11 protein-coding genes are annotated in these 12,467 nt (G+C 64.0%); all 11 read left to right on the top strand.

All coding sequences use genetic code 11. The features are described 5' to 3' along the window. The first annotated feature begins 321 nt into the window (after positions 1 to 321). The 11 genes from leuC (at position 322) to accD (ending at position 12,466) form a co-directional block, all read left to right on the top strand. Positions 322 to 1,734, top strand: a complete 1,413-nt coding sequence (gene leuC, locus KAK11_RS10885; protein WP_210809141.1) for a 3-isopropylmalate dehydratase large subunit — start codon at positions 322 to 324, stop codon at positions 1,732 to 1,734. 35 nt (positions 1,735 to 1,769) lie between these two features. Further along, entirely contained in the window at positions 1,770 to 1,901 is a 132-nt protein-coding gene (locus KAK11_RS10880) for an entericidin A/B family lipoprotein (protein WP_210809139.1), read from the top strand. A 4-nt stretch (positions 1,902 to 1,905) separates the two neighbouring features. Then, entirely contained in the window at positions 1,906 to 2,556 is a 651-nt protein-coding gene (leuD, locus tag KAK11_RS10875; RefSeq protein WP_210809138.1) for a 3-isopropylmalate dehydratase small subunit, read from the top strand. Positions 2,557 to 2,585: 29 nt separating this feature from the next. Beyond that, positions 2,586 to 3,689: a 3-isopropylmalate dehydrogenase gene (gene leuB, locus KAK11_RS10870; protein WP_210809610.1), complete on the top strand. Its 1,104-nt coding sequence runs from the start codon at positions 2,586 to 2,588 to the stop codon at positions 3,687 to 3,689. Between the two features lie 87 nt (positions 3,690 to 3,776). Continuing rightward, positions 3,777 to 4,904 carry an aspartate-semialdehyde dehydrogenase gene (gene asd / locus KAK11_RS10865; RefSeq protein ID WP_210809136.1) on the top strand — a complete coding sequence of 376 codons (1,128 nt, stop codon included), beginning with the start codon at positions 3,777 to 3,779 and terminating at the stop codon, positions 4,902 to 4,904. Positions 4,905 to 5,216: 312 nt separating this feature from the next. Further along, entirely contained in the window at positions 5,217 to 7,913 is a 2,697-nt protein-coding gene (locus tag KAK11_RS10860) for a motility hub landmark protein FimV (RefSeq protein ID WP_246498822.1), read from the top strand. A gap of 112 nt (positions 7,914 to 8,025) precedes the next feature. Continuing rightward, positions 8,026 to 8,802 carry a tRNA pseudouridine(38-40) synthase TruA gene (truA, locus tag KAK11_RS10855; protein ID WP_310737802.1) on the top strand — a complete coding sequence of 259 codons (777 nt, stop codon included), beginning with the start codon at positions 8,026 to 8,028 and terminating at the stop codon, positions 8,800 to 8,802. Further along, on the top strand, positions 8,799 to 9,443 hold the full coding sequence (locus KAK11_RS10850) for a phosphoribosylanthranilate isomerase (protein ID WP_210809134.1): 645 nt from the start codon (positions 8,799 to 8,801) through the stop codon (positions 9,441 to 9,443). Before truA ends, KAK11_RS10850 begins: the two co-directional genes overlap by 4 nt. Before the next feature lie 12 nt (positions 9,444 to 9,455). Then, positions 9,456 to 10,742: a tryptophan synthase subunit beta gene (gene trpB, locus KAK11_RS10845; protein ID WP_210809132.1), complete on the top strand. Its 1,287-nt coding sequence runs from the start codon at positions 9,456 to 9,458 to the stop codon at positions 10,740 to 10,742. Beyond that, the gene (gene trpA / locus KAK11_RS10840) at positions 10,739 to 11,551 is read left to right on the top strand and encodes a tryptophan synthase subunit alpha (RefSeq protein WP_210809131.1); all 813 of its coding nucleotides are present in this window, start codon (positions 10,739 to 10,741) and stop codon (positions 11,549 to 11,551) included. The genes trpB and trpA overlap by 4 nt, the downstream gene beginning before the upstream one ends. Before the next feature lie 42 nt (positions 11,552 to 11,593). Further along, a complete protein-coding gene (accD, locus tag KAK11_RS10835; protein ID WP_210809129.1) occupies positions 11,594 to 12,466 on the top strand; it encodes an acetyl-CoA carboxylase, carboxyltransferase subunit beta in 873 nt (290 codons plus the stop codon). The last annotated feature ends 1 nt before the right edge of the window (position 12,467 follow it).

Raw genomic sequence — 12,467 nt, 5'->3', positions numbered from 1 at the left:
TTGGCGAAGCCTTGCTTCACAATCCCCGTGTGCGCTGTGGGTAGCCTTCGCGCATCATTCGTTCTGCGATGGGCATGTGGTTCCGGGCTTACCGGCCCCCAATACCCACCACCCTTGAGCGCTTGACCACAGCGGCCTTGAGTGGCGTGCGGAAGGTCAGGACTGCAGGCGCATCGCATCCATCGGCCATGCCATCACCTCGGCTGCCTCCTTCACAGGAGGCGGCCGCGCGTTCGTTGAAAAGGCCGACAATCCGGGGTCGGGCGGCACCAGCCTTGTGCCTGGGCTGCCCACCCCGATCACCGCAAGACCAATTCCGCCATGACCGCACGCACCCTTTACGACAAGCTGTGGGACGAGCACGTCGTCCACACTGAAGAAGACGGCACTGCCACGCTCTACATCGACCGCCACCTGGTGCACGAAGTCACCAGCCCGCAGGCGTTTGAAGGGCTGGAGATGGCGGGGCGCAAGATCTGGCGCCTGTCGGCCAACTTGGCCGTCAGCGACCACAACGTGCCCACCACCGACCGCAGCCAAGGCATTGCAGACCCCATCTCCAAGCTGCAAGTGGACACGCTGGATGCAAACTGCGACCGCCATGGCGTGACCCAGTTCAAGATGAACGATGTGCGCCAAGGCATTGTTCACGTCATCGGCCCCGAACAAGGCGCCACGCTGCCGGGCATGACGGTGGTTTGCGGCGACAGCCATACCTCCACCCACGGTGCTTTTGGTGCGCTGGCCCACGGCATCGGCACTTCTGAGGTCGAGCATGTGCTCGCGACCCAGACCCTGCTGGCCAAGAAGGCCAAGAACATGCTCGTCAAGGTCGAGGGCCAGGTCGCCAAGGGCGTGGGCGCCAAGGACATCGTGCTGGCCATCATTGGCAAGATCGGCACCGCCGGCGGCACGGGCTACACCATTGAATTCGCTGGCGCCGCCATTCGCGCGCTGAGCATGGAAGGCCGCATGACGGTCTGCAATATGGCCATCGAGGCCGGTGCCCGCGCGGGCTTGGTGGCAGTGGACGAAACCACACTGCGCTATGTGCAAGGCCGCCCTTTCAGCCCCACCGGCGTAGAGCTGGAGCAGGCCTTGGCCTACTGGCGCACCCTGCACTCGGACGAAGGCGCGTTCTTCGACAAGGTGGTGGAGTTGGATGCCGCTCAGATCAAGCCGCAAGTCACCTGGGGCACCAGCCCGGAGATGGTGCTGTCCATCGAAGACCGGGTGCCGGACCCCGACAAAGAAAAGGATGCGGTCAAGCGCGGTGCCATCGAGCGCGCGCTGCAGTACATGGCGCTGGAGCCCAACAAGGCCTTGGCCGATGTGCGCATCGATAAGGTCTTTATCGGCTCTTGCACCAACAGCCGCATTGAAGACATGCGCGAGGCCGCCGAGGTGGTCAAGCGCGTGGGCGGCCGCATTGCCGCCAACGTCAAGCTGGCGCTGGTGGTGCCCGGCTCGGGTCTGGTCAAGGCGCAGGCCGAGGCCGAAGGCCTGGACAAGGTCTTCAAGGCCGCGGGGTTCGAGTGGCGCGAGCCGGGCTGCAGCATGTGCTTGGCCATGAACGCGGACCGACTGGAGCCGGGCGAGCGCTGTGCCTCCACCAGCAACCGCAACTTTGAAGGCCGCCAGGGCGCGGGGGGGCGCACCCATCTGGTGAGCCCGGCGATGGCGGCTGCAGCGGCCATGGCCGGTCACTTTGTAGACGTTCGTCGCGTGGCCTGAACAGGGCCTCTTTCCGTTGATCAAGGAGTCTTTTCATGCGCACCTTCACTGCATTGATCTTGATCTTGGTGCTGACGGCGCTGGCCGGCTGCAACACCATGGAAGGCCTGGGCAAAGACATTCAAAAAGCTGGTGAGTCGCTGGAAGGCGCCGCCAAGAAGAAGTAAGACCATGCAAGCATTCACCCTGCACAAGGGCCTGGTGGCCCCGATGGACCGTGAGAACGTCGACACCGACGCCATCATTCCCAAGCAATTCCTGAAGTCGATCAAGCGGACGGGCTTTGGCCCCAATCTGTTCGACGAATGGCGTTATCTGGATGCGGGTGAGCCCGGGCAAGACCCGGCAAGCCGCAAGCCCAACCCCGACTTCGTGTTGAACCAGCCGCGCTACCAAGGGGCCAGCGTGCTCTTGGCACGCAACAACTTTGGCTGCGGCTCCAGCCGCGAGCATGCGCCTTGGGCGCTGGAGCAATATGGCTTTCGCGCCATCATTGCGCCCAGCTTCGCCGACATCTTTTTCAACAACTGCTTCAAGAACGGCGTGCTGCCGATTGCGCTGTCTGAGTCGCAAGTCGCGGCCTTGTTCGACGAGGTGCATGCCTTTCCGGGCTATCAGTTGACGATCGATCTGCCGCGGCAGGTGGTGATCAAAGCCGATGGCACGGAGCTGCCCTTCGAGGTGCAGGCTTTCCGCAAGTACTGCCTTGTCAACGGTTTTGACGACATCGGCCTGACGCTGCGCCATGCCGACAAGATCAAGGCCTTTGAGGCCGAGCGCTTGGCCAAGATGCCTTGGCTCGCGACGCGTCTGGTCGGATAAACACTTTTCAAGAGATTTAAGTCATGGCGATGAAGATTGCAGTGCTGCCGGGTGACGGCATCGGAACCGAGATCGTGGCCGAGGCCGTGCGCGTGCTGAACGTGCTGGACCTGCCGTTTGAGATGGAAGAGGCCAAGGTGGGTGGTGCCGCCTACGAGGCTCACGGCCACCCGCTGCCTGAGAGCACGCTGGCGCTGGCCAAGGCGGCCGACGCCATCCTCTTCGGTGCGGTGGGCGACTGGAAGTACGACACGCTGGAGCGCCGCCTGCGCCCCGAGCAGGCGATTTTGGGCTTGCGCAAGGAATTGGGCTTGTTTGCCAACTTCCGCCCAGCCCTGTGCTACGAGCAATTGACCCATGCGTCCAGCCTCAAGCCGGAGCTGGTGGCAGGCTTGGACATTCTCATCATCCGCGAGCTGACGGGTGACATCTACTTTGGGCAGCCGCGCGGGCGCCGTATTGCCACCGACGGCCACTTCCCTGGTGCTGAAGAAGCGTTTGACACCATGCGCTACAGCCGCCCGGAGATCGAGCGCATTGCCCATGTGGCCTTCCAAGCGGCGCGCAAGCGCAGCAAGAAGGTCACCAGCGTCGACAAGGCCAATGTGCTGGAGACTTTCCAGTTCTGGAAGGACGTGGTCACCGAGGTCCACAAAGAGTACCCCGATGTCGAGCTGGAGCACATGTACGTGGACAACGCGGCCATGCAACTGGTGCGCGCGCCCAAGAAGTTCGATGTGGTGTTCACCGGCAATATGTTCGGCGACATCCTCTCGGACGAAGCCGCCATGTTGACCGGCTCCATCGGCATGCTGCCCTCGGCCTCGCTGAACGCCCAGAACCAGGGTTTGTATGAGCCCAGCCACGGCAGCGCGCCCGACATCGCTGGTAAGGGTATTGCAAACCCACTGGCTACAATACTGTCTGCTGCCATGATGCTCCGTTTCTCACTCCAACAGCCTGAAGCTGCCGACCGTATCGAGTCGGCGGTTCGTGCTGTGCTGTCTGCGGGCTTGCGCACCGCCGACATTTGGAGCGACGGCACCCAGAAGGTGAGCACGCGCGAGATGGGTGATGCCGTGGTTGCGGCCATCACCGGTAAAACCATCATTACCAAAACCACCAAGAGCTGATCGCTCGGTGTCGTCTCGCCCCAACCCCTGGACCCGGCGATACGAGCCGGGGAAGAGAGGGTCTGGGAATTTTCAAGGAATCTGAAAATGGCTCTCGTAGGTTTGGTCGGCTGGCGCGGCATGGTCGGCTCTGTCTTGATGGATCGCATGGTCGCTGAAGGCGACTTCGATCTCATCGAACCCCTGTTCTTCTCCACGTCCAACTCGGGCGGCAAGGCTCCGGCCATGGCGAAGAACGAAACCACGCTGCAAGACGCGTATGACATCAGCGCGCTGAAGCGCTGCGACATCATCATCACCGCGCAAGGTGGCGACTACACCACCGCCGTCTTCCCCAAGCTGCGCGCCGAAGGCTGGAATGGCCACTGGATCGACGCCGCGTCGACCCTGCGCATGGAGAAGGACGCCGTCATCATTCTCGACCCGGTCAATATGCCGGTCATCAAGAATGCACTGACCGCCGGCGGCAAGAACTGGGTGGGCGGCAACTGCACTGTCAGCTGCATGCTGATGGGCGTGGGCGCCTTGTACAAGGCTGGCCTCGTGGAGTGGATGTCCACCCAAACCTACCAAGCGGCGTCGGGCGGCGGTGCTCAGCACATGCGCGAGCTGCTGACACAGTACGGCACCCTGAATGCGTCGGTGCGGGCCTTGCTGGACGACCCCAAGAGCGCCATTTTGGAGATCGACCGCCAAGTCATCGCCAAGCAGCGCAGCCTGTCTGCCGAAGAAACCGCCAACTTTGGCGTGCCGCTGGGTGGCTCGCTGATTCCTTGGATCGACAAAGACCTGGGCAATGGTCAGTCCAAGGAAGAGTGGAAGGGCATGGCCGAAACCAACAAGATCTTAGGGCTGGGCGAGGGCTTCGGCTCCGCGCCCATCCCGGTCGATGGCTTCTGCGTGCGCGTGGGGGCCATGCGCTGCCACAGCCAGGCCCTGACCTTCAAGCTCAAGAAGGACGTGCCGGTGGCAGACATTGAAGCCATGATCGCGGCCGACAACCCCTGGGCCAAGGTCGTCCCCAATACCCGCGAGGCGACGATCAAAGATCTGACCCCCGTGGCCGTGACCGGCACCATGACCATTCCGGTCGGCCGCATCCGCAAACTGGCCATGGGCCCGGAGTATGTGGGCGCATTTACGATTGGTGACCAATTGCTTTGGGGGGCCGCCGAGCCGCTGCGCCGCATGTTGCGCATCCTGCTCGACGCTTGAAATTCCAATCCTGGCAAGCCTTAGCGCCCCGTTGTCCAAGGACAACAGGGCGCTGGTGAGCACTGCGCACAGTGACCGCTCCTCGCCAGATCATGTGAAGCATGAGCTTGGCAGGCTATATGCTTGATGCTATGGTGTTTTCTTTGCATGCTGGCCCGAGGGTAAGGGCCAGTTTGCGTGGAAGACCGTTGTTGGCGAGTCTGAATCTCCATGTCGGATGATCAGCCTCGCCGGTCGCGTTTGGGAGACGCCTTGAAACACCCCTTGTTCCTGGCCAATAGGCCTACGCTTTCGGCAGTGGCTGCTGTGGCCATGCTGCTCGTTCATTCGGGGGCCTCGGCGCTGAGCCTCGGCAGGCTTTCGGTCCAATCGTCGCTGGGTGAACCCTTGCGCGCCGAAGTGGACATCACCAGCATCACGCCGGACGAAGCCGCCTCCCTGCGCGCCAGTTTGGCCTCCCCAGACGCATTCCGTGCCGCCGGTGTTGATTTCAACGCGGCCTTGGCCGGGGCCAAAGTCTCTTTGGGTAAAAAGGCAGACGGTCGCTCGGTGATCCGCATCAGCGGCGATCGGTCCATGTCCGAGCCCTTTGTGGACATGGTGTTGGACTTCGCCTGGAACGGCGGCAAGCTGCAGCGCTCCTACACCTTGCTGATCGATCCCCCCACCCGCGTCAGCGAAACGCCTGCGCCAGTGCTGACGTCCCCTGCGCTGTCTGCAGCGCCTGTGGTCGCTACGCCGCTGCCGCCTGTCGCCTCCTCGCCCAGTCGTGCCCCAGCACCAGCTGCGGTCGTGGCGGCCGAGCCGGCAGAGGCGCCCGCCCCCAAGGCAGTCGGCAAGGCCAAGGCCAAGCCTGAACCCAAGCCACAGCCCGTCGCCAAAGAGACAGATGCGGTGGCGCCGCCCTCCGCCTCGGCCGACAACTACAAGGTCAAGCAGGGCGACACCCTGTCGTCGATTGCCGCCCGTCATGCCCAATCGGGCGTGTCTCTGGATCAAATGTTGGTGTCGCTCTACCGAGGCAACCCGCAGGCCTTCATGGGCAACAACATGAACCGGCTGAAGTCTGGCGTGGTGTTGAACGTGCCGGACGCGGCGGCGGCCAATGAGGTCAGCGCGCCCGAAGCGCGCAAAGTGATCCAAGCGCACAGCGCTGATTTCGCTGCCTTCCGCCAACAGCTGGCGCAGTCGGTGCCGTCGGTGCCGGTCAAGGAGTCCCCGCGTCAAGCCAAGGGCAAGGTCGAAGCGGCCGTCGAGGACCGCAAGGTCGCCTCCGCGCCTGCCACGCCCGACAAGCTGACCCTGTCACGGGGCAATGTGGCTGCCTCGGCGGCTGAGGCCAAGATCTCGAAAGAAGCCGAGCGCAAGGCTGCTGCAGCCCGCATGGCCGAATTGGCTCGCAACGTGGATGAGCTCAAGAAGCTCTCTGAAAAGCCCGCCACGCCGGTGGCCTCGAACACGACCAAGCCCACGTCGCCGGCTGCACCGGTGGCCGCACCGTCGCAGCCCCCCGTGACGTCGGTTCCGCCGGGCATTCCGGTGCCTAATGCCAAGCCCAACGCGCCGGTCATGCCGCCGGTCACGCCTGTGGCTTCTGCACCCGCACCAGCGCCGACGAAGCCGACGGTGGCGGCGTCCGCTCCAGCGTCTGCGCCTGTGGCGCCCAAGCCTGAGCCCGTCGCGTCTGCGCCTGCGGTGGTGGCGTCGCCGGCCTCAGCGGCCTCGGTGCCCAGTGTGTCGGTGCCGCCAGCGCCGGTGGTGGCCTCAGCACCCGTCGCACCGGCTTCTGCGGCTTCATCGACTGCAGTGGCTGCCGCGCCCGCCGCGCCGTCTGGCGTGTCTGAACCCACCTTCTTGGAGTCCCTCACCAACAATGACTACGTACTGCCTGGCGCGGTGGGCGTGGTCGCCTTGTTGGCGGGCTTGGGCTTGATGCGTCTGCGTCGCCGCTCGCAAGAGGGCAGTGAAACCTCCTTCTTGGAGAGCAAACTCCAGCCCGACTCCTTCTTCGGTGTCTCTGGCGGGCAGCGCGTCGACACGCGCGACGGCGCCAACAGTGCGGCGTCTTCCTCGCTGAGCTATTCGCTCAGCCAGTTGGATGCCATTGGTGATGTGGATCCGGTGGCTGAAGCCGATGTGTATCTGGCCTATGGCCGCGACCTCCAAGCCGAGGAAATCCTCAAGGAAGCGCTGCGCACCGACCCGAACCGCTCGGCGATTCGCCTCAAGCTCTTGGAGGTCTATGCCAAGCGCGCTGACGTGGCGGGCTTTGAGTCGCAAGCGCTCTTGTTGCGTGATGCGATCGGTGAGTCGGGCGACGATTGGCCCAAGGCGCAAGAGATGGGCCGCGGTATCGATCCTGGCAACCCCTTGTATGGACACGACGGCGGCGGCTCGGTCGACCTCGACACCTCCATGGAGCCTCTGGGCGACTTGAGAGATTCGCCGCCGACGCAGCCCGCGACGGACTTCATGCCCGCCGCCGAAGAGCCTGCGGCGCGTTTGTCCGATGACATGGACATCGATCTGGACATCGATCTGGATACGCCACCCGAGAACACTGGCTTGGAGGCCACTCGCCCTGCCGACCCGGACATGATGTTGGGTTTGGACACGGCGGCCAGCAAGCCGGCACCCGCACCCGTGGCCGACACCAAGCCAAGTGATTTGCCCGATCTGGACCTGTCGCTGGAGTTGCCGGACGCCCCCGCTTCGGTGTCGCCTGCGCCGGACAGTGGTTTCGACTTTGGCGACATCTCCCTGGATCTCGACCCGGTCAAGGAAGACGCTGGAGCGACGCCGTCGCAGCTGCCTGATGCGCCCCAGGCGCCTGAGGTCAGTGAAAGCGACGACGCCGACGATCCTCTGGCCCGCAAGCTCGAGCTGGCGGATGAGTTCCGCCGCATTGGCGACATCGAAGGCGCCAAGGACTTGCTGGACGAGGTCATTGCCCAGGCCAGCGGCCCGATGAAGGCTCGGGCACAAACCATGTTGGGCGAGCTTGGCTGACGCCTCTGTGAGGCCGCCGGACACTGAACCGGCGGCGCCCTCTCTCCCCTCGCAGCCGGGCCCCGCCCCGGCTGCTGTCTTTTCTGCATCTGCCGCCACCGCCACCACGCGACTGGCCTTGGGCGTCGCCTATCGCGGCGAGGCCTATCACGGCTGGCAAAGCCAGCCCAGTGGCCGCACGGTGCAAGACCATTTGGAAAAGGCCTTGAGCGCCTTTGCGGCCATGCCCGTCAGCACGCTGTGCGCAGGCCGCACTGACACCGGCGTGCACGGCTTGAACCAAGTGGTGCATCTGGACACGCCCTTGCAGCGCGAGCTGTTTTCTTGGGTGCGGGGGACTAACCGCTATTTGCCCCCCGACATTGCGGTGCAATGGGCTCGGGTCGTGCCGCCAGACTTCCATGCCCGCAACTGGGCGCGCCGGCGCCGCTATGCCTATCTGCTGCTGGAATCACCGGTGCGCCCCGCGCTGGAGCGCCATGCCTGCGGCTGGGTGTTCAAGCCCTTGGACGGCGAGGCCATGCGCGCCGCCGCCGCCCATCTGATCGGCGAGCACGACTTTTCATCGTTCCGCTCCATCGACTGTCAGGCCTTGTCCCCCGTGAAGCGCCTGGATGCCATCAGCATCACCCACCGGGGTGCCTACTGGCGCTTTGATGTGGCGGGCGTTGCCTTCCTCCATCACATGGTGCGCAACATCATGGGCTGCTTGGTGGCTGTGGGCACCGGCAGCCGCCCCCCTGAGTGGATGGCCGAGGTGCTGGCGGCGCGCTCGCGTGATGCGGCGGCGCCCACGTTTGCAGCCGATGGCCTCTACTTCATGGGCCCGAGCTACGACGCTCACCTTCAACTGCCGGAACACACCCCGGCCATGGACTGGTTGCCATGACCCGAATCAAGATTTGCGGCCTGACCCGCGAGGTCGATGTCGATGCCGCCGTCGCAGCGGGGGCAGACGCCCTTGGCTTTGTGCTGTACGCCAAGAGCGCGCGGGCCGTCACGCCAGACCGTGCCGCCGCCTTGGCCCAGCGCCTGCCACCTTTTGTGACGCCGGTGCTGCTCTTCGTCAACGCCACGGCGAGCGAGGTGGCGCAAGGTGTGCACGCGGTCCCCCACGCGCTGCTGCAGTTTCATGGCGACGAGTCGCCAGAAGACTGCGCAGCAGCAGCGCGCCCATACCTGCGGGCCGCCCGCATGGGGCCTGGGTTTGATTTGCTAGACTTCGCCTCTCGCTACCCCCAGGCCCAAGGCCTGCTCCTAGATGCCCATGTCGAGGGCTATGGTGGCGCTGGAAAGGTGTTCGATTGGTCGCTCATTCCCGCAAACGTGGGTTGTCCCCTCGTTTTATCTGGTGGGTTGAATCCTGCAAACGTGATCGATGGGATCACGCGCGTCCGGCCCTGGGCCGTTGACGTGAGCACTGGCGTAGAGCAGGCCAAAGGCATCAAGGATGCCGGCCTGATGCGCGAGTTTTGTGAGGCTGTGCGCGAGGCCGATGAACGACTCGCCTGCACGCCCCCATCCCCCTGACAGGATTGAACGATGTTTGCTTATGACCAGCCCGATGCTTCGGGCCACTTTGGCCGCTATGGCGGAAGCTTTGTCTCTGAAACCTTGGTGCATGCGCTCGACGAGCTGAAAGCCGCCTACGCGCACTACCGCAACGACCCGGCCTTTGTGGCCGAGTTCAAGAAGGAATTGGCGCACTTTGTGGGGCGGCCCAGCCCCATCTATCACGCCGAGCGCCTGAGCCGCGAGATCGGCGGCGCGCAAATCTTCCTGAAGCGCGAAGACCTGAACCACACCGGCGCGCACAAGGTCAACAACACCATTGGCCAAGCTTTGCTGGCCAAGCGCATGGGCAAGCCGCGCGTCATTGCCGAGACCGGCGCCGGCCAGCATGGCGTGGCCACCGCCACCATCTGCGCCCGTTATGGCTTGGAATGCATCGTCTACATGGGGGCGGAGGACGTGAAGCGCCAAAGCCCCAATGTCTACCGCATGCACCTGCTGGGCGCCACCGTGGTGCCGGTAGAGAGCGGCAGCAAGACCCTCAAAGACGCGCTCAACGAGGCCTTGCGTGACTGGGTCACCAACGTCGAGAACACCTTCTACATCATCGGCACGGTGGCCGGGCCCGCCCCTTATCCGGCCATGGTGCGTGACTTCCAGCGCGTGATCGGTGATGAGTGCCTGGTGCAAATGCCCGAGATGACCGGGCGCCAGCCCGACGCCGTCATTGCCTGCGTGGGCGGCGGCAGCAATGCCATGGGCATTTTCTACCCCTACATCCCGCACGAAGGCGTTCGGCTGATCGGCGTGGAAGCCGCAGGCTTGGGGCTGGACAGTGGCAAGCATGCCGCCAGCATCTCTGCCGGCTCGCCTGGCGTGCTGCATGGCAACCGCACCTATTTGCTGCAAGACGCCAACGGCCAAATCATCGAGACCCATTCGGTGTCAGCGGGCCTGGACTACCCCGGCGTCGGCCCAGAACATGCCTATTTGAACGACATCGGCCGGGCTGAATACGTGGGCATCACCGACGACGAAGCCCTGGCCGCCTTCCACCGGCTGTGCCGCACCGAGGGCATCATCCCCGCGCTGGAGTCCAGCCATGCCGTGGCTTATGCGATGAAGCTCGCCGCCACCATGCGCCCCGATCAGCAGTTGTTGGTCAATTTGTCGGGCCGTGGCGACAAGGACATCGGCACGGTGGCCGACCTGTCTCAGGCAGAGTTCTTCTGCCGCCCCTCGTGCAAAGGCCAGTCGGTCAAGGGCGGTGCCGAGCATGCCGTGAGCCTTCAAGCCCTGAAGGGAGCGTCAGCATGAGCCGGATTCAAGCCACTTTCGCCGCATTGGCGGCGCAGCAGCGCAAAGCCTTGATCCCTTACGTCTGCGCGGGCGACCCTTTTGGCGATGCGACCGTTGAGATCATGCACGCGCTGGCGGCTGGCGGGGCCGACGTGATCGAGCTGGGCGTGCCCTTCTCAGACCCTATGGCCGACGGTCCAGTGATCCAAAAATCCGCTGAACGCGCACTCGCACGTGGCGTCGGCATGGCCCAGGTGCTGGGCATGGTGCGTGAGTTCCGCCAGACCAATGCCAGCACGCCGGTGGTGCTGATGGGCTATGCCAACCCGGTGGAGCGCTACGACGGCCAACACGGCGCCGGCGCCTTTGTGCGCGACGCCGCTGCGGCCGGTGTCGACGGTGTGCTCATTGTTGACTATCCCCCTGAGGAGTGTGTGGAGTTTGCGGCCCAACTGCAGGCCCAGCACATGGACCTGATCTTCCTCTTGGCGCCTACCTCCACCGAGGCTCGCATGCGTCAAGTCGGCGAGATTGCGACGGGCTATGTCTACTACGTCTCGCTCAAGGGCGTGACGGGCTCGGGTGCCTTGGATACTGATGCGGTGGCCCAAGCCATCCCCAAAATCCGCCAGCACGTCAAGGTGCCAGTGGGTGTAGGCTTTGGCATTCGCGACGCCGCATCGGCCTCGGCCGTGGGCCGGGTGTCCGACGGGGTGGTGATAGGCTCGCGCCTGATCCAGATTCTGGAGACCCAAACGCGCGACAATGCGGCCCCAGCGGCCCGTCAATTCATGGCGGAGATCCGCACCGCATTAGACGCGCTGTGAATGACAGCGCTGTGACTGACGCACAGAGAAGGAGCTTGATCCATGAGTTGGCTGGAAAAACTACTGCCCCCGAAGATTCAGCACACCGACCCGGCTGACCGCCGCTCGGTGCCCGAGGGCTTGTGGATCAAATGCCCCTCCTGTGAGTCGGTGCTCTACAAGACCGACCTCGAAGAAAACCTCAACGTCTGCCCCAAGTGCGACCACCACCACCGCATCGGTGCGCGGGCGCGTCTGAATGCCTTCTTGGACGCCGAAGGGCGCTACGAAATTGGCCAAGAGGTCTTGCCGGTCGATGCGCTGAAGTTCAAGGACAGCAAGAAGTACCCCGAGCGCCTCAAGGGCGCGCTCGAATCCACCGGCGAAACCGACGCCATGGTGGTCATGGGTGGTGCCGTGATGAGCGTGCCGGTGGTGGCCGCTTGCTTTGAGTTCGACTTTATGGGCGGCTCCATGGGCTCGGTGGTCGGCGAGCGCTTTGTGCGTGGCGTCGAGACTGCGGTCGAGCAAAAGGTGCCCTTTATTTGCTTCACCGCCTCGGGCGGCGCCCGCATGCAAGAGGGCTTGTTCAGCCTGCTGCAGATGGCCAAGACCAATGCCGCATTGACCCGCTTGGCCAAAGCCAAGCTGCCCTACATCAGTGTGCTGACCGACCCCACCATGGGCGGCGTGTCGGCCAGCTTTGCTTTTGTGGGCGATGTGGTGATTGCCGAGCCCAAGGCGCTGGTCGGATTTGCGGGGCCGCGCGTGATCGAAAACACCGTGCGCGAAAAGCTGCCCGAAGGCTTCCAGCGCGCCGAGTTCTTGATCACCAAGGGCGCGGTCGACATGATTCTCGACCGCCGCCAACTGCGCGAGAGCATTGCCCGTCAATTGGCGATGCTGCAGCGCCAGTCGGCCGACGCGGTCGCCTGAG

Source organism: Ideonella paludis (genome assembly GCF_018069865.1).
In the GTDB taxonomy this organism is placed as follows: domain Bacteria; phylum Pseudomonadota; class Gammaproteobacteria; order Burkholderiales; family Burkholderiaceae_C; genus Ideonella; species Ideonella paludis.
This window is presented reverse-complemented; position numbering and strand designations above follow the sequence as displayed.